Raw genomic sequence first — 17595 nt, forward strand, 5'->3', positions numbered from 1 at the left:
CCGATCATGATCCGCAGCTTCCTCTCCCGCCGCACCACATGGCCCGCGCGCGTTCCCGACCCCGACGCGCCGCCGCCTTGGCCGCTCTTGTGGCGCGAGGCAGGGGCGCTGCTTCGCGCGCTTGGCGGGCGCGTCCGCCCGCTACCGCCCGAACCCAACCCCGACAGCGAGCATCCGCCGGTGATGGTCCTCCCCGGCTTTCTGTCGGGCGACTGGGCGACCAAGGCGCTGCGCCGCGACCTCCGCCGCGCCGGCTTTCGCTGCTATGCCTGGGGCCTCGGTTTCAACCGCGGCGCGACCCCCGACATGATCGACCGCATAGACACCCGCGTGCAGTGGATCATCGACCGCACCGGCCACGCCCCGGCGCTCGTCGGATGGAGTCTCGGCGGCATTTATGCGCGCGAATATGCGAAGCATCATCCGGGCAAGGTCGCGCGCGTCGTTACGCTGGGCTCACCCTTTTCGGGGAGCCGCCGCGCCAATCGCGCGTGGCGCCTCTATCACCTGATCGCGCGCCACCCGGTCGATAACCCGCCGCTCGACTTTCACCCCGCGCCGCGCCCGGCGATGCCGACCTTCGCGCTCTGGTCGAAGCATGACGGGGTCGTCGCGGTGAACAGCGCACGCGGGTTCGCGCACGAAAGCGACCGGCGGATCGAGGTCGACTGCGGCCATATGGGCTTTGCCTATGCCCCCACGTCGGTCGCCGCGATCGTCAAGGCGCTCACCGAAGCGGTCGCCCCGCCCGCCTGATCCGCGCCGCTCAGCACACATCGATGCGATCGAGGGGGGCCGCGCGCCACGCCAGCAGCATCCGCCCCGGCCGCCGTCCCACGAGCCCCGTCGACACGAAGCCGACCCGCCGCAGCAGCGCGCGCGAACGGGTGTTTTCGGGGTGGCATTCGGCGACGATCGCGCAGCCGGGCCGCGACGCGGCGAGCGCATCGACGACCGCGCGCACCGCTTCGGTGGCGAGGCCGCGGCCGCGCGCGTGGGCGGCGAACCAATAGCCGATCTCATATTCGCGCGCCGCGCGGCGGTGGACGCCGATCACCCCGTTGAGTTCGCCGTCACTGCCGCCGCGCACCGCGTGAAAGACGTCCCCGCCGCCCGAGCGCGCGATCAGCGCCCGCGCGTCGTTTTCGGTGAAGGGCGTTGGCAGAAAATGGACTTGCGAGGTCACCGATTCGTCGGTGATCGCGGCGAGCGCGCATGCGTCGTCGGCGTGTAGCGGCGCGATGCGGATATGGTCGGTCGATAGGGCAAGCAAGGTATCGGTCATGTCGCGTCTTCTTCAAAAAGCGCACGCCGTGACAGGGGGACTATGATGGGAAAATGACCATTCGCCTTCCGGACACGGCGGCGATGGTCATAGGGTGATGCCATGCCGCTCCTAGATAAAGGAGCGCCAATACGCCTTGAATCGAAGGGATTGGTCGTTGGTCATCGTGGCTGCGCCTATCAGCTTTGCCGGCGCCGATCAACGGAAAGAGTCAGGCCGCGGCGCCCCTCGCCGAACCGGCGACGAGAGTCATCACCAGCTTCGGCAGGCTGCGATAGTTCGCGCCATGATATTGCGAGTCGGCGGGCAGCGCGTCCTTCAGGCGGCGGTGCGCCTCGGCCAGCGCGTGATAGGGGACACCGGGCAGTAGGTGGTGAAGCGCATGATAGCGCAGCCCCACCGGCGCCCACAGCTCGGGCAGCAGGCCGGGCGGCGGCACGTTGACGCTGTCGAGGAACTGGCCGGTCACGGTCAGCACCGCGCCGTCATTTTCCCACAGATGCGCCACCAGCGTGCGGATCTGGTTGAGGACCAGCGTCGCCGCCGCGATGGCGCCGAAAATGACGAGCGCGCGCAGCGGCACCCAGCCGAACACAGCCGCGACGACAAGCAAGGTCGACCACGCCCACGCCCCGCCTTCCTGCCACGCCCATTGGCGGCGAAACTCGCCCTCGGGCGGCTTGCGGCGGAACAGCGGGTTGATGATCATCCCCGAATAGCGTTCGACGACGATCCGGCGCAGCGGCGGAATCAGAAACGACAGCGGCGTCAGCACCGCATAGCGGAAAACGAGCGCGAGCGGTGCGAAGGCCGCCGCGACGACGAACAACGGCACCGTCCACGGCTTCATCAGCGCGAGCGGCAGATATTCGGGATCCTCGACCGTGCCATATTTGGTGCGGTTGTGGTGCAGGCTGTGGATGCCCTCATACATGAAAGAGGGGATGAGCAGCGGTACGCCGACCAGGATGTTCCAGCCGAGGCGAAAGCCGGGCAGCGCATTCTTGCGGAGATGGGTCAACTCGTGGATGAAGCTGCCCGCGCGATAGAGCGCGAGCACCGCGACGAAAGCGGCGAGCAGCATCCACGGCACCGATGGCGCGAGGATCGCCGCGGCGACGCCGGCATAGCCAACAACCGCCGACGCGAGGAAATCGGTCCAATAGATGCGCGCGCTCGGCGCGACGAGATCGCGCGTCAGTTCCGATGCCGCGCGGATCATCGCCATATCGTCGGCGATCGCTGATTTGGGCGTCTTCGCCTCCGGTGACACCGACATCCGATCGACAAGAGTGTTCATCGCTAACATGGCTGCTTCTTCATCATGATTTCGTGGCAGCAAAATGGCCGAATGCGGGTCGCCAGCGCCACCGCAATGCCCTAATGCGTCGCCACATATATAGGCACCATCAAGCCCGGAAACCAGTATGACGACCCATCACAACGGCCCGATCACCATCCATGCCGTGAAGGACAAGGCCGGAAAGCGCGAGTTCGTCGAGCTGGCCTATCGCCTCAACCGCGGCGATCCGGCATGGGTGCCGCCGCTGAAGGCCGAGGTGTTCGACCTCCTGACCCCGGGCAAGAATCCCTGGTTCGAGCATGGCAAGGCGCAGCTTTTCCTTGCCCGCCGCGATGGCCGCACGGTCGGGCGCATTTCGGCGCACATCGACTTCCTCGCGCTTGAACAGCCGGCGGCCCAGGGCATGGGGCCCGGCACCGGCAATTGGGGACTGCTCGAAGCCGAAGATGCCGAAACCGCGCACGCGCTGATCGTGTCGGCCGAGGACTGGCTGCGCGGCCAGGGGATGAACCGCGCGCTCGGACCGCTGTCGATTTCGATCTGGGACGAACCCGGCCTGCTGATCGAGGGATTCGACCGCCCGCCGACGATCATGCTCGGCCACAACAGCCCGCTCTATCGCCCGTGGATCGAGGCCGAGGGTTATCGCCCGGTCAAGACGCTCTATAATTATGGGGTCGAGATCATCGACGGCTTCCCGCCGTTCGTGAACCGCATCGTCGCAGCGGGCGAGAAGAATGCGCGTATCCGCATCCGCCGCGTCGACAAGACGAAATTCGACGCCGAGGCCAAGCTGATCATGGGCATATTGAACGACGCCTGGTCGGACAATTGGGGTTTCGTCCCGCTGACCGACGGCGAGATCGCCTATGTCGGCAAGAAGCTGAAGGACATCGTCTTCGAGGATCTGGTCCGCGTCGCCGAGGTCGATGGCGAGCCGGTCGCCTTCATGATCGTGTTGCCCAATATCAACGAAAAGCTGATCGACATGGACGGCTCGCTCTTTCCCTTCAACTGGGCGAAGCTGCTCTGGTGGCTGCGCAAGCCGAGAAGCCGTACCCTGCGCGTGCCCTTGATGGGCGTCGTCAAGAAGATGCAGCACAGCCGCATGGCAAGCATGCTTGCCTTCATGATGATCGAGTTCATCCGCCGCGATGCGGTGCGCGACTATGGGACGCAATATGGCGACATCGGCTGGGTGCTCGACGACAATCAGGGGATGAACGCGGTCGCCGAGGCGATCAACGCGACGGTGAACCGCGTCTATCAGATTTACGACAAACCGCTCTGATCGGGCGCTCGCTTCGCCCGTGCAGGCAGTGTAAGTTTCGCGCAGAACCAGCGGGTGGGGACAGTCTATGTGCCGGGCGATGATGTATCTGGGCGAGCCGGTGCAGCTCGACGACCTGCTCTTCAAGCCCGACTCCAGCCTCGTCAACCAGGCCTATATGCCGCGGATGCTGCATATGCTGAACCTCGCGGGGTTCGGGATGATGGCGTGGGACAGCGCGAGCTTCGTTCCCGACCTGCCGCACCGCTATCGTTCGCCCTCGCTGCCCATTTTCGACGGCAATCTCAAATCGCTGGCGATCAAGACGCGCGCCGAATGCGTGATCGCGCATGTCCGCGGCGTCGCCTATTCGACGAGCGTCAAGGTCAGCGAACAGAATACCCACCCCTTTCATTTCCCCGGCGCCGCGGTCGCGATGGCGCATAATGGCGATATCTATCGCATCGGCGAGATGAAGGGGACGCTGATGGCGGACATCGACCCGGTGCTGCTCGCCGAGATTTCGGGATCGACCGACAGCGAATGGGTCTATGCGCTGCTGCTCTCGCAGCTTCCCGACTGGCGGGTCGAGCCCGATCGCGACGCGCTGGTCGCCGCGGTCCAGAAGACCGTCGATCTGATCGAGGCGGCGCGGCGGCATCATGGCATCGCCATCTCGTCGAGTTGCAACCTGTTCGTCACGACGGGGCGCCAGATATTGGGGCTGCGCCATTGTTTCGACTTCGGCCATTACCGCACCGGATCGCCCGACCAGCTCCACGAGGCGAACATGAATTTCCTGTCGATGTGGTTCACCACCGGACGCGATTACGGCCTGCACGACGGCGAGTGGCAGATGGTCGGCGGCGAGGAGGAACCGCGCGCGGTGATCGTCGCGTCTGAGCCGCTGTCGTCGAACAGCGCGACGTGGATGCCGGTCCCCGAATATGCGATGATCCACGCCGAAATGAACGGGGATCGGCCCGAATTCAGGGTGATACCGCTGGCACGATAAGCTGCGGCTATCGCGCCGGATTGCGCGCGGTGACGATCCAGGCGGCGCCGTCGATCATCACCGATCGGTCGCCCGGCTTCGCCGCGAACGCCCGCCGCACGGCTTCCGCCGCCTGCGCGCGAATCGCATCCGACTGTTCGGCGAGCAGGCGCGCCAGCGGGCCGACCTGAAAGGCCATTTCGACGGCATTGTCGACCGCCGCCTCGCGCGTCTCACCATGCCCGAAGGGAACGGGATGATCGAAGGGGGTGATGGAGATGTCCACGAATCCCGCCGCGTTCAGGATGCGCTCGACACGGTCGCGGTCGCCGAACGAGAAGGGGCCGGGCGCTTCGGGGTCGGGCGGCGGCGGTACGGAAATCAGGTTTGCGACCGCTCCCATCGGCAGGCGCACCCAGTCATTCTCCGCACCGCTCCGCCAGCAGACGAACGCCAGCCGGCCCCCGGCCTTCAACGCTCCGCGCATATGCGCGAAGGCCGCGGCAGGATCGTCGAAGAACATCACGCCGAAGCGCGAGAATATGAGGTCGAAGGCCTGTTCGGGCAGCGCTGCGGTGCCTGCATCGGCAAGCTCGAACGCCAGCGGCGCTCCGGCCGGGGCCGCCGCACGCGCGCGGTCGATCAGCGGCGCCGAAATATCGACGCCGAGCACATGTCCGCGCGGCCCGACGCGAGCGGCGAGCGCCTGGCTGGTGGCGCCCGCGCCGCAGCCGACGTCGAGCGCCTGCTCGCCCTCGCCCACCGCCGCCGCCGCGCGCGCGGCGTCGCCGAACGCGGCGAGCATCGCGTCGAGCCGCGCCTGATTGGCGACCCATTGTTCGCCGCTGCGTCCGTTCCAGTCGGCGACCTGATAGGCTTTGCTTTCGGTCATATACCCTCTTGCTGCATCATTCGTCAGGCCGCCACCGCGTGACCGCGGCGCATCGCGAGAATGCGCGCTTCGACCTGGTCGAGCGCATCGAGCGCGGTGACCAGATCGGCGTTGACCGACGCCCCCAGTTCGCGGCTGAGCGCATCGCCGGTATCGATCATCTCGGTAAAGGTCGCCCGGTCGAAAGCGAGCAGAGTCGCCTGCTCGCTTGTCCGGAGCAGCCGGTCGTGCGTGCTGCCCGCCAGCATCGCGGCGATGCCGACGAGCTGGCCGGGGCCGGTGACGGTGAGTTGATAGATGCCCTCACGGTGCGGCAAGGCACTGCGCACTGCGCCGCGCACGACCAGCCAGACGGTGTCGGCACCGCCGCCAACCAGCGCAAGATCGGTGTCCGCCGCTGCTTCGATGCGCTCGCCCGCGTTCCAGAAAGCGAACCGTTGCGCCGGGGTCATCGCCGCGCAGCACGGCAGTTTCGCGAGAAAGGGTTCGGGCGTGAAACCGTCCTCGATCAGCGGCGCGAGGCCGCGCCGCGGCCGCGGCGTGAAGGCGCCGGGTTCGGCCAGCAGCAGCGCCGCGATATCGGCCGCCTTGGCAACGACGCGCCCGGCGATCAGCCGCCCGAGTTCGGCCTGCAGTTGGAGCGACGCCGGGCGAAGCTGTGACAGCGCGGCGCGGAACAGGTCGGCGGGAAGATGCCAGGTCGCGACCGGGCCGCGCGCGATTCCCATCGCCGATCGCCGAAGATCGCGGCCGATCAGCGCCATGTCGCCGATCACCTCGCCCGGCCCGACCGTCGCAAGCAAAGCCAATCCGCCGCCGGGCAGCCGCTTCCCGATATCGACGCGGCCGCCATCGATCAGGAACAGCCCCTCGGCGCGCTCATTCTGGGTCAGGATCGCCTCGCCGTCGGCGAAATGGCGCGGGGCAAAACCGTCGGCGATCTCGGCGCGTTCGGCCTCGCCCAATCCCGCGAAGAGCGGCACGTCCGCCAAGCGACTGGCGGACAGGATGGTCACGCAAAGACTGCCCAGGTCGGCGCGTGATCGCTCGCCTTCTCGCGCCCGCGATGATCCTTGTCGACCTGGGCGTCGACCAGCCGGTCGGCCATCGCCGGGCTGAGCAGCAGATGGTCGATGCGGAAACCATGGTCGCGCTGCCAGCCGCCCGCCTGATAGTCCCAGAAGGTCCAGACTCCACCCGCCGGATGGCGGCTGCGGATCGCGTCGGTCCAGCCATCGCCGAGCATCCGGAAATACGCATCGCGCGATTCGGGCTGCATCAGCGCGTCGTTCGCCATCGGGCCGCGCGGATCCCACACATCGTCATCATGTGGGATGACGTTGTAATCGCCGGTCAAAATGGCCGGAATTTCGGCGGCGAGCAGCGCCTTCGCGCGTTCGCGGAGCCGCGCCATCCAGCGCAGCTTGTAATCGAACTTCGGCCCCGGCTGCGGGTTGCCGTTGGGGAGGTAGAGGCAGCCGACCCGCACGCCATGGACATCGGCCTCGAGATAGCGCGACTGTTCGTCGTCGGCCTCGCCCGCAAGGCCGCGCTGGATTTCGACCGGCTCGGTCCCCCTGGCGAGGATCGCGACGCCGTTGAAACCCTTTTGCCCGTGATAGAGAAACCCATAGCCCGCCGCCTCGATCTCCTTGGTCGGCATCGTCTCGTCGCTCGATTTGAGTTCCTGCAAACAGGCGACGTCGGGCTGGGTTTCCTCGAGCCATTCGACGAGGCGCGGCAGGCGGGCCTTGATCCCGTTGATATTGAAGGTCGCGACTTTCATGCCCTTCCTATGGCAGGAAGGCGGCCGCTTAGAAAGGCATCAGATCGAGAAGCTCGACCCGCAGCCGCAGCCCGAGGCGGCGTTGGGATTTTCGACCTTGAACGACGATCCGCCCAGCGAATCGACGAAATCGACGATGCAGCCACGCACCAGGTCGATGCTCACGGAATCGACGACCAGCTTCACCCCGTCCGTCAGGGTGACGATATCATCGGCATCGATGCTTTCGGCGAGCCCGAAGCGATAGGTGAAGCCCGAACAGCCGCCGCCATCGACCGCGAGGCGCAGCGCGGCTTCAGTCTCGCCCTTACGGTCGGCGATCCAGCGGACGCGCGCCGCGGCGGCGGGCGAAAGGGTGATGTCGGAAAGCTGCGTGGCCATGATCGCAAGATAGGAGGGATGGACCCAAATGAAAAGGGCGCCCCCGCCGTTTACCGTGGGGCGCCCCTCCTCTCCGACCCAGAGAAGTCGTTATTCGGGACCGCCCATGGCGAGTTTCTTGTGGCCCGTCATCGCGGCGATCGTCATCGAATCCGACGCGCAGAAGGGCAGCGGATTGACCGGCGAGCCTTCGATGCGGACTTCATAATGGAGATGATTGCCGGTCGAACGGCCGGTCGAGCCGACATAGCCGATCACGTCGCCCTTCTTCACCTGCTGCCCCGAACGGACGATGAATGACGACATATGGCCGTAGCGCGTCTCGATCTCGTTGCCATGCTCGATCTCGACATAATTGCCATAGCCGCCAAGCCGCTGGGCGCGGCCGACGATGCCGTCGGCGGTCGCATAAATGGGGGTGCCATAGGGCGCCGGAATGTCGACGCCATTGTGGCGCGCGAGCTTGCCGGTGATCGGGTGGACGCGCATGCCATAGGAGGAAGAAAGCGACATCTGCTCGATCGGGCGGCGCGACGGCACCGAAACGCCGATGTTCGCGGCAAGGCCGGTGTCGAGACGCTTCCACGCCTGGAAGATCGCGCGCGCTTCCTGATTTTCGGTCGGCGCGGTCATGCCCGCCGGAAAGCTGTCCTGATCGGGTTCGTCGGGAACGGTGATGCTGGCATCGCTGCTGCCTGCCTCGACCGCATGCGCCGCCGGAGCGGCAAGGCCCGTCAGCGCGCCTGCGCAGACGATAAGACCAACATGAAACTTTTGCGCCAGAAAAGCGTATCGCACGTATCGACCCCGCAGTCCTTGTCGCCAGTGCCCTTTTTTAAGGGCCGCTGGTGCCGGATGTTTCGTTCGGATGGGATTATTCCCTGCCCGCGAGCGTTGATGACGGTGTGAAGCTTACCAAGCAATAACCGCGTAATAGTCTTGCGTTAAACCGGCTTCACGACGCGCCGAGTCGTTGAACGGCGGCTTGAGCGAGCCACGGAATCGCGATTTTACGAGGCTTTGCCACGTTTCGACGGCGTTGAATCCCATTTCATCGCACTTTTGGTTAAACCAGACTGTGCCGACGCTCACATGCCGAATTTCATCGTTGTAAATACGCGATAAAATCTTCGCCGACGCATCGTCTCCGGCGGCGCGGAAGCGGGTGACGGTCGCGGGCGTGACGTCGAGGCCGCGCGCCTCCAGCACCATCGGAACGATCGCGAGCCGCGCCAGCGCGTCGTCGCTGGTCGCCGCCGCGGCTTCCCACAAACCCCCGTGCGCGGGCCATTCGCCATAAAAGCTGCCAAGCTGGCGCAATCGCCGATCGAGCAGCGCGAAATGCATCGCCTCATCGGCGGCGACACCGATCCAGTCGTCGACGAAGCCACGCGGAAATTCGCCGCCGAAGCGGCCGACCAGATCGACCGCGAGGTCGATCGCGACGAACTCGATATGCGCGAGCGCGTGGAGCATCGCGATCCGCCCGCGTATCGACCCGCCCTTGCGCCGCCGCGGCATCTGGCTGGGCGACAGCAATTCGGGCCTGGCGGGCCATGCGGGCTGGTCGGGCATCGCCACGTCGCAGCGATGATCGAGTTCGCCGCGCCACCACGCCCGCGCCAGCGCCCGCGCCGCGCGGCGCTTGTCGTGCGGGTCCGGCGTCAGCAGGACCGCGCGCGCGGCTTCGCCCAGTGTTCGCATCAAAGCGCCTTCACGGCCTCCAGCGCGGCTTCGGCATGGCCCTTCACGCGCACCTTGCGCCATTCGCGCACGAGCTTGCCGTCGGCGCCGAACAGGAAGGTCGAGCGTTCGATGCCCATATAGGTGCGCCCGTAATTCTGCTTTTCGACCCAAGTGCCGAACGCCTCGCACACCGCGCCTTCCTCGTCGGACGCAAGGCGGACGGTCAGGCCATATTTGTCGCGAAACTTGCAGAGTTTCGCCGGTGCATCGCGTGACACCGCGAGTATCTGCGCGTGCAGATGCGCGAATTCGGGCGCGAGGCGGGTGAAATCCTGTGCTTCGACGGTGCAGCCGGGCGTGTCGGCCTTGGGATAGAAATAGACGACGAGCGGCGCGCCCTTCATCGCCGCAAGGTCGATCGCGGCGCCGTCGGCGTCGAGCAGCTTCACCGCAGGAATGGCGTCGCCGATAGCGAGGGTCATGGCTGTGTCTCCTGTTACGATGGGCGAATCGACGCCCACCAGTTTGCGATCTCCTGCCGCGCGGCGTCATGCGCGGCAAGCAGCTGCGGCCAGCCGGGCTCGCCGCAGGCGCTCGCGACAAGCTGACGCGCGGCGGGGGTCGCGGGTTCCCCGTCGGGCGCGGTCAGGCGCAGCATGACGAGCATCCGGCCCAGCAAGCCGTGCGCGTCGCAGACCCCGGCGGGCGCAAACCCATCGACCCGCATGCAGGCGAGCGCCGAGCCGATATTGGGGTCGTGGCACTTGGCCGTAGCAAGCTGCGTCACCTGCATCGCGAATTCGAGGTCGACGAGCCCGCCGGGGCCGCCCTTGATGTCGAGCGGACCCTTTGGCGGCTTGTGCGCGGCGATCCTGTCGCGCATTTCGGCGGCATCCTGCGCCAGTTTCACCGGCTCGCGCGGCGCGGCGAGCAAATCGTCGATGATCCGCTGAACCTCCGCCTTCGCGTCGTCGGAGCCATAGACCGGGCGGGCACGGAGCAGCGCCATATGCTCCCAGGTCCAAGCCTCCTCGCGCTGATAGCGTTCGAAGCTGTCGAGCGTGACCACCAAGGGGCCCTGCGCGCCCTGCGGACGCAACCGCGTATCGACGTCGTAGAGCTTTCCCGCCGCAGTCGGCACCGACATCGCCGCGGTCACGCGCTGCGCGAGGCGGTTATAATAGGTCGTCGCGCCGAGCGGGCGCGGCCCGTCGGATTCGGCAAGATGGTCGCCGGTGAACAGATAGATGAGGTCGAGGTCCGAGGCATGGGTCAGCGCCCGCCCGCCGAGTCGGCCGAGCGCGAGGATGACCAGTTCGCTGCCCGGAACGCGGCCGTGCGCCTCGATGAATTCCGCAACCGTCGCATCGGCGAGCACCTGCAACGCCGCTTCGGCGAGTTCGGAATAGCCGCAGGCGATCATCATCGGATCGCTCGCCCCCGCGACGAGCTGCACGCCATAGGCAAAGCGCCGTTCGCCGACGCGGTCGCGGACGCGGTCGAGCAAGCGTTCATAATCGAGCCCCGACAGGCCCGGCGCCCATTCGGACATCAGTTCGGCTTTCGTCGCGGGGGACTCGAATGCACGCTTGTCGATGAGGCCCTCGATCAGTTCCACGCGCGCGCCGAGGGCATCGGCGAGAGTCGGGGCGAGCGAAAGGATGCGGGTCGCGATCTTCGCCAGTTCGGGCTGGGCGGCGAGCAGGTGGAAGAAATTGATCGCGCTCGGCAGCCCGCCGACCAGCTTGTCGAAGCGGATGAGCGTCGCCTGCGGGTCGGGCGCCGCGCCGATCGCCTTCACCAGTTCGGGAAGCACCGCCTCGAGCGCTTCGAGCGCGGCCGGACTGCGCAGCGCGCGCAGCTTGCCGCCGCGCCATTCGGCGATGGTGCGCAGCGCGGCGGCGGGCGGCTCGAAGCCTGCGGCGAGCAGCGCGCCCGCCAGTTCGCTTTCCTCGCGCGGAAGCCCGCCGGTCACGGCACGCTCGACGACCAGGCTGTCATAGCAGGCGCCGACGTCGGTCACGACGGGCAGGAGCGCGGCGAGCAGGGCGGCGCCGTCGGTCTCGCCATCGAGCCGCGCCACGGCACCGAGCGCATCGGGCTGCACCGGCAGCGAATGGGTCTGCTGGTCCTCGATCATCTGTAGCCGATGCTCGATCCGGCGGAGCGTCGCGTAATGGCCCGTCAGCCGATTGGCGACATCCGCGTCGATCCGCCCCGCCTTCGCCAGCGCCGCGAGCGCATCGACCGTCGCCGGAACGCGCAGCGACGGATCGCGTCCGCCATAGATGAGCTGGTGGACCTGCGCGAAAAATTCGATCTCGCGGATGCCGCCGCGCCCGCGCTTGAGGTCATAGCCGGGGCCGAACGCCTGGCCTTGCGAGAAATGGTCGCGGATCCGGTCGCTCATCGCACCGATTTCCTTGAGCTGGCGGAAATCGAGGCTGCGACGCCAGATGAAGGGCTGGATCGCGGCGAGGAAATTTTCGCCGAGCGCGCGGTCGCCCGCTGAGGCGCGCGAGCGGATGAACGCCGCCTGCTCCCACGCCAGCGCTTCGGATTCATAATAGGAGATTGCGGCGCTTTCGGGCAGCACGATCGGCGTCACCTCGGGATGCGGGCGCAGGCGAAGGTCGACGCGCAGCACATGGCCGTCGCCGGTGCGCGCCGAGAGGATTTCGACCATCCGCCGCGCGATCCGCACCGCCGCCTCGTCGGGGTCGTCGCGCTGGCGCCGCGGCAGCGTTGCGGGATCGAAGATCAGGATCGGGTCGATGTCCGACGAATAGTTGAGTTCATGGCTGCCGAGCTTGCCGAGCGCGACCACCGCGAGCCCGCGCGCCTCCTCGCCCGGAACGCGTTCGGCAAACGCCGCCCGGATCGCCGCGTCGCACGCCTGGTCGGCGAAGGCCGACAGCAGCCGTGTCGTCGCGGCGACATCATGTTCGCCCGACAGGTCACCGAGCGCGAGCAGCAACGCCGTGCGCCCGCGCCATTGGCGCAGCGTGCGCATGATATCGTCGTCGTCCGGCGGCGGCGCGACCCGCGCGAGCGCGGCGTCGGTGCCATCGGCCAGGAAGCGCGATATGTCATCGGGATTGAGCTCGGCCAGCCGCGCGAGGAAAGGCGCGTTGGCGATCAGCCGGTCGAGCGCCGACTGGCGGGCGGATGCGTCGAGTGCGGTCATCAGACGCTGCTATCGCCCGCGCCTGTCCATGGAGCAACCCCAAGCTCGTCATTGCGAGCGAAGCGAAGCAATCCAGGGCGGCTTGTCACGCCCTGGATTGCTTCGCTTCGCTCGCAATGACGAAGGTTTTGGACGTCAGCGTTACGCCGGAACCGTGCTTTCGTCGAAGAACAGCACCTGCGAGATCGCCGCGCGCAGGGTCGCCGGCTGGTAAGGCTTGGTGAGCAGGAACGCCGGCTCGGGCCGATCGCCGGTCAGCAGGCGTTCGGGGAAAGCGGTGATGAAGATGACCGGCACCGTCAGGTCGGTCAGTATCTCCTGCACCGCCTCGATCCCCGAGCTGTTGTCGGCAAGCTGGATGTCGGCAAGGACGAGGCCGGGCTGGTGCATCTGCGCGTCGGCCACCGCTTCGGTGTGCGTGGTCGCGACCGCGACGACATCATGGCCAAGCTCGCGGACGATCATCTCGATATCCATCGCGATGATCGGCTCGTCCTCGATGATCAGGATGCGGGCGCGCGTCTGGCGGTCGATCTCTTCCATCGCATCGGCGATCAGCGCCTCGACCGCGGCGGCGTCGCGGCCGACGATCCGCCCGGCCTCCTCGGCGCTGAAGCCTTCGACCGCGGTCAGCAGCAGCGCCTGGCGCGCCAGCGACGGGATGCGGCTGAGCCGCGCGTCGGCGACCGCGATCTCGGCGGGCACCGTTTCGCCGCCGGTCGCGGCGGGGTTCGTCATCAGCCCGAAATTGTCATGGACCATGCGATAGAGCTGAATCCTGAGCTCGCCGCCGGTGTCGATCGCGTCCGGATGCGCCACCAGCGTTTCGAGCAGGCGCGCGACCAGCGCATCGCCGCTCCGCTGGCTCCCCGAAATCGCGCGGCCGTAGCGCCGCAGATAGGGAAGATGCGGCGCGATCGCCTTGCCTAATGACATGGATACCCTCCTGATACGGCGGAGAAAACCGCCGATTTGGGGCCGGATCGCAGGAAAAAACCCGCGCCGTCCGGCATAATTTCACCCCTTGGGAACGATTTAGCCGTAAATTAGTTTCATAGGGAAGCAACAAAGGCGCATTGCGCTTTGGTTTATGCGCGGTTAGCAAAAGGGCCCATGTCGAGCATCTGGCAATATGATGTCGTCTGAATCCGGTACGCCGCCCGAAAAGCCGGCCGGAAAGGACGCCGAGAAAAAACTCCCAGGGAAGGTGCAGGAGATTAACGTCGCCCTGCGCCGTGCCTATGACTCTGCCGTCGATGAGACCATCCCCCAATCGATGATCGACCTGCTCAACAAGCTGAACTGATCATTTCCGGTAACGCGCGGCGAAGTCCTTTTGGAACGCCGCGAACCTCCCCGTCGTGATCGCGTCGCGCATCGCCTGCATCAGCGCCTGATAGAAATGCAGATTATGCTGTGTCATCAGCATCGCGCCGAGCATCTCGCCCGCGCGAACGAGATGGTGGAGATAGGCGCGCGACCAGATCGTGCAGACCGGGCAGTCGCACGCCGCATCGAGCGGCCCCAGATCCTCGGCATGTTTGGCGTTGCGGATGTTGACCGGCCCGTCCCAGGTGAAGGCCTGGCCGTTGCGGCCCGATCGCGTCGGCAGCACGCAATCGAACATATCGACCCCGCGCGCGACCGCGCCGACCAGATCGTCGGGTTTGCCCACCCCCATCAGATAGCGCGGGCGGTCGGCGGGAAGCTGGCCGGGCGCATAGTCGAGCACGGCGAACATCGCCTCCTGCCCCTCGCCCACCGCGAGACCGCCGATCGCATAGCCGTCGAAACCGATGTCGGTCAGCGCCGCCGCCGACCGCGCGCGCAGCCTTTCGTCGAGCGAGCCTTGCTGGATGCCGAACAACGCGGCGCGCGACGCATGCTCGCCGCCCGCATCGAACCCCGCGCGGCTGCGCGCGGCCCAGCGCATCGAACGCTCCATGCTCGCCTCGGCGCGCTTGGCATCGACGCCGTTTGGCGGGCATTCGTCGAACGCCATCACGATATCGCTGCCGAGCAGGCGCTGAATTTCCATCGAGCGTTCGGGGGTCAGCACATGGCGCGAGCCGTCGAGGTGACTTTTGAAGGTCACGCCCTCTTCGCTCTGCTTGGTCAGCGCCGACAGGCTCATCACCTGATAGCCACCGCTGTCGGTCAGGATCGGGCGGTCCCAGCCCATGAAATCATGCAAACCGCCAAGCCGCGCCATCCGCTCGGCGCCGGGGCGCAGCATCAGGTGGTAGGTGTTGCCGAGGATGATGTCCGCCCCCGTCGCGCGAACGTCGGCCGGGCGCATCGCCTTCACGGTTGCGGCGGTGCCGACGGGCATGAAGGCGGGGGTGCGAATGTCGCCGCGCGCCATCCGGATGACGCCGGTGCGCGCCGCGCCGTCGGTCGCGGCGAGCTGGAAGGTGAATCTGTCGGTCATGGCGCGCGCCTATGGCCGCGCTCGCGCCAAAAGTCGAGATTGCGCCGCAGCGGCGGTCAGGCCGCCTGCCAGTCGTTCGCGGTGGTGAAGGCCGGCAGCGCCATGGCCGATTGCGACTGCTGGCTCGCCGCCGCGATCAGATAGGGCGAGACGCGGTGCCGGGTGCACAGCCCGCCATTGCCGTCGCTGACCAGCGACTGTTCGAATTCGATTCCCTGCTGATGCTTCATCGAGCGACGGACCGTCGAGGTCGCGAGCTGACCCTCGCCGAAATCGATCACGAACTGCGTGCCCATCGGCACCTCCAATATGCCCTCGATGAAGGCGCCCGTCGCCGACAGGTTGCGGATGACGACATTGTAGCGATGATTGCCATGCACCGCGCCGACCTTGCGGAACATCTGGAAGCGGTCGTTGCGCTGGCGCGCCGGACCCGATGGCTTGATCATCCACGATCCGGCCGCGGCATGATCGAGCAGTTCGTCGCTCGAAACCGGTTCGCTGTAGATATAGCCCTGCACATGGCTGACCGCGAGTTTGCGGATCAGGTCGAGCTGGTCGTGCGATTCGATGCCCTCGGCGGTCGTTTCCATGTCGAGCGCCTCGGCGAGCGCGACGATCGCGGCGATGATCGCGGCATTGCGCGACCCCTTCACCGTCGCGCCGCGCACGAAACTCTGGTCGATCTTGATCTTGTCGAACGGCGCCGATTGCAGATAGCCGAGCGACGAATAGCCGGTGCCGAAATCGTCGAGCGCAAGGCGCACGCCAAGCCCCTTCAGCGCCTTGAACATCCGCGCCGTCTCGTTCGAATCGGCAAGGAATACGCTTTCGGTGATCTCAAGCTCGAGCCGGTCGGGCGGTAGCCCGGCGGCGGCGAGTGCGCTCGCGACGACCTTGGGCAGGTCGGCATTGGCGAACTGGATCGGCGAGACATTGACCGCGACGCGAAGCTCGCCGGGCCAGCGCGCGGCTTCCTCGCAGGCCTTGCGCAGCACCCATTCGCCGAGCGACCAGATGAGATTGGCCTCTTCGGCGATCGGGATGAACACCGAGGGTGAGATGATCCCGCGATCAGGGTGCGTCCAGCGGATCAGCGCCTCAACCCCGGTCACCATGTTCGATTTGGCATTGACCACAGGCTGATAGCTCAGTTCCATCTCGCCGCGTGCCAGCGCGTCGCGCAAATCCTCTTCGAGCTTGCGGCGATCCTCGGCCGCCTGGTGAAGGTCGCTCGAATAGAAAGCGAAACGGCCGCGGCCGTTGCCTTTCGCGGCATAGAGCGCAAGGTCGGCGTTGCGGACGAGGTCGTCGCTGGTCAGGCCGTCGAACGGCGCGATCGCGACCCCGACGGAGGCGCCGATGATGCAGCGGCTGCCCTCGACCGAATAGGGCTGCGACAGGCTGGCGATGATGTCGGCCGCCATGTCGCCCAGCTTGCCGCGATCATCGATGTCGGGGAGGATGATCTGGAACTCGTCGCCGCCGAGGCGGCTGACCATCTCCTTGTCGCCGACGATCTTGAGCAGCCGCTGCGCGACCTGTTTCAGCAGCGCGTCGCCCGCCGGATGGCCGAGCGTGTCGTTGACCTGCTTGAAGCGATCGAGGTCGAGCAGCATGATCGCGCAACTGCGCTGTTGCTGGGTGAAGGCGGCGAGCGTCGTGTCGAGTTTCTTCGAGATATGGAAACGGTTCGCGAGCCCGGTCAGCGAATCATAGAGCGCGAGCCGCGAGGCGTCCTCGGCCGAGCGGCGCTGCGCGGTGATGTCGGCGCCGCTGCCGCGATAGCCCACGAACCGGCCGCCGCCGTCGAAATGCGGACGTCCCGACACCGCCCACCAGCGGTCGTCACCCTCGAACGCGCTGCGCAGCGGCAACTCGTCGAATTTCGACTGCCGGGTCATCAGGAACGGCAGCGTGCGCTGGCGCTCGCCGTGGCTGTCGACAGGAAGGAACAGATCGGTGAAGCCGGTGCCGAGCAGCGCGCCGCCCGTCCGCCCCATCAGCCGCGCGACCGCTTCGGTGATATAGGTCAACCGTCCGTTCGCATCGGTCGACCAGAACCAGCCCCGGCGGCTTTCCTCAAAATTGCGGAGGAGCAGCAGCGCTTCGCGGGTATCGAGGGGGGCGGACGCTTCGGAGGCATCGCCGCGTGATCGCGCCTTGCGCGCGCCGATCTTGCCGAAAAATCCGCGCGCGCCGTCAGCCGCTGCGCCTTCATCCCCGTCGCTCTTGTCGATGCTCGATGCCACGAAGCCTTGCCCACCCCTTAAGCCTGGGGTCCGCATTGACCGCAATGCCTTGCGATAATGTAAATATCGGATCGTCAGGCGCCCGACTCTGTCCCATATAGGGAAAGAGCCGGCGGCATTGGCGTCGC

General features: G+C 66.6%; 17 protein-coding genes. 4 read left to right on the forward strand and 13 right to left on the reverse strand.

Translation table 11 applies throughout. The features are described from left to right. The first annotated feature begins 6 nt into the window (after positions 1-6). Positions 7-756 carry an esterase/lipase family protein gene (locus tag CVO77_RS06415; protein WP_105998398.1) on the forward strand — a complete coding sequence of 250 codons (750 nt, stop codon included), beginning with the start codon at positions 7-9 and terminating at the stop codon, positions 754-756. 10 nt (positions 757-766) lie between these two features. On the opposite strand, the gene CVO77_RS06420 is transcribed toward CVO77_RS06415, so the two are convergent. Further along, positions 767-1285: a GNAT family N-acetyltransferase gene (locus tag CVO77_RS06420; RefSeq protein WP_105998399.1), complete on the reverse strand. Its 519-nt coding sequence runs from the start codon at positions 1283-1285 to the stop codon at positions 767-769. A gap of 211 nt (positions 1286-1496) precedes the next feature. Next, positions 1497-2564, reverse strand: coding sequence for a fatty acid desaturase family protein (locus CVO77_RS06425; RefSeq protein WP_242446121.1), 1068 nt, complete (start codon positions 2562-2564; stop codon positions 1497-1499). 148 nt (positions 2565-2712) lie between these two features. On the opposite strand from CVO77_RS06425, the gene CVO77_RS06430 reads away from it, so the two are divergent. Together CVO77_RS06430 and CVO77_RS06435 are read left to right on the forward strand one after the other, a co-directional pair. Further along, positions 2713-3879 carry an N-acetyltransferase gene (locus CVO77_RS06430; protein WP_105998401.1) on the forward strand — a complete coding sequence of 389 codons (1167 nt, stop codon included), beginning with the start codon at positions 2713-2715 and terminating at the stop codon, positions 3877-3879. Positions 3880-3958: 79 nt separating this feature from the next. Then, positions 3959-4873 (forward strand): class II glutamine amidotransferase, encoded by a 915-nt coding sequence (locus tag CVO77_RS06435; protein ID WP_158258010.1) that lies wholly within the window; start codon positions 3959-3961, stop codon positions 4871-4873. A gap of 7 nt (positions 4874-4880) precedes the next feature. Here the strand turns inward: CVO77_RS06435 and CVO77_RS06440 are convergent, their stop codons facing one another. The 9 genes from CVO77_RS06440 to CVO77_RS06480 form a co-directional block, all read right to left on the reverse strand. Next, positions 4881-5744 carry a class I SAM-dependent methyltransferase gene (locus CVO77_RS06440; RefSeq protein ID WP_105998403.1) on the reverse strand — a complete coding sequence of 288 codons (864 nt, stop codon included), beginning with the start codon at positions 5742-5744 and terminating at the stop codon, positions 4881-4883. A 23-nt stretch (positions 5745-5767) separates the two neighbouring features. Next, positions 5768-6760, reverse strand: coding sequence for a cyclic nucleotide-binding domain-containing protein (locus tag CVO77_RS06445; RefSeq protein WP_158258011.1), 993 nt, complete (start codon positions 6758-6760; stop codon positions 5768-5770). Beyond that, positions 6757-7530: an exodeoxyribonuclease III gene (xth, locus tag CVO77_RS06450; protein ID WP_105998405.1), complete on the reverse strand. Its 774-nt coding sequence runs from the start codon at positions 7528-7530 to the stop codon at positions 6757-6759. Before xth ends, CVO77_RS06445 begins: the two co-directional genes overlap by 4 nt. A 39-nt stretch (positions 7531-7569) precedes the next feature. After that, positions 7570-7911, reverse strand: coding sequence for an iron-sulfur cluster insertion protein ErpA (gene erpA / locus CVO77_RS06455; RefSeq protein ID WP_105998406.1), 342 nt, complete (start codon positions 7909-7911; stop codon positions 7570-7572). Positions 7912-8001: 90 nt separating this feature from the next. Beyond that, on the reverse strand, positions 8002-8709 hold the full coding sequence (locus tag CVO77_RS06460) for a M23 family metallopeptidase (RefSeq protein WP_242446122.1): 708 nt from the start codon (positions 8707-8709) through the stop codon (positions 8002-8004). Positions 8710-8823: 114 nt separating this feature from the next. Further along, positions 8824-9615, reverse strand: a complete 792-nt coding sequence (locus tag CVO77_RS06465) for a ferritin-like domain-containing protein (protein WP_106000690.1) — start codon at positions 9613-9615, stop codon at positions 8824-8826. Beyond that, positions 9615-10079: a peroxiredoxin gene (locus CVO77_RS06470; protein WP_105998407.1), complete on the reverse strand. Its 465-nt coding sequence runs from the start codon at positions 10077-10079 to the stop codon at positions 9615-9617. The genes CVO77_RS06465 and CVO77_RS06470 overlap by 1 nt, the downstream gene beginning before the upstream one ends. A gap of 14 nt (positions 10080-10093) precedes the next feature. After that, complete coding sequence (locus tag CVO77_RS06475) at positions 10094-12784, reverse strand: bifunctional [glutamine synthetase] adenylyltransferase/[glutamine synthetase]-adenylyl-L-tyrosine phosphorylase (RefSeq protein ID WP_105998408.1); 2691 nt, start codon at positions 12782-12784, stop codon at positions 10094-10096. Between the two features lie 141 nt (positions 12785-12925). Next, the gene (locus tag CVO77_RS06480; protein ID WP_105998409.1) at positions 12926-13720 is read right to left on the reverse strand and encodes a response regulator; all 795 of its coding nucleotides are present in this window, start codon (positions 13718-13720) and stop codon (positions 12926-12928) included. Positions 13721-13919: 199 nt separating this feature from the next. On the opposite strand from CVO77_RS06480, the gene CVO77_RS21240 reads away from it, so the two are divergent. Further along, entirely contained in the window at positions 13920-14090 is a 171-nt protein-coding gene (locus tag CVO77_RS21240; RefSeq protein ID WP_158258012.1) for a NepR family anti-sigma factor, read from the forward strand. Here the strand turns inward: CVO77_RS21240 and tgt are convergent, their stop codons facing one another. Both tgt and CVO77_RS06490 read right to left on the reverse strand, forming a co-directional pair. Then, on the reverse strand, positions 14091-15215 hold the full coding sequence (gene tgt / locus CVO77_RS06485) for a tRNA guanosine(34) transglycosylase Tgt (RefSeq protein WP_105998410.1): 1125 nt from the start codon (positions 15213-15215) through the stop codon (positions 14091-14093). Positions 15216-15271: 56 nt separating this feature from the next. Then, complete coding sequence (locus CVO77_RS06490) at positions 15272-17467, reverse strand: putative bifunctional diguanylate cyclase/phosphodiesterase (RefSeq protein ID WP_242446123.1); 2196 nt, start codon at positions 17465-17467, stop codon at positions 15272-15274. Between the last annotated feature and the right edge of the window lie 128 nt (positions 17468-17595).

The organism is Sphingopyxis lindanitolerans (assembly GCF_002993885.1).
GTDB classification, from domain to species: domain Bacteria; phylum Pseudomonadota; class Alphaproteobacteria; order Sphingomonadales; family Sphingomonadaceae; genus Sphingopyxis; species Sphingopyxis lindanitolerans.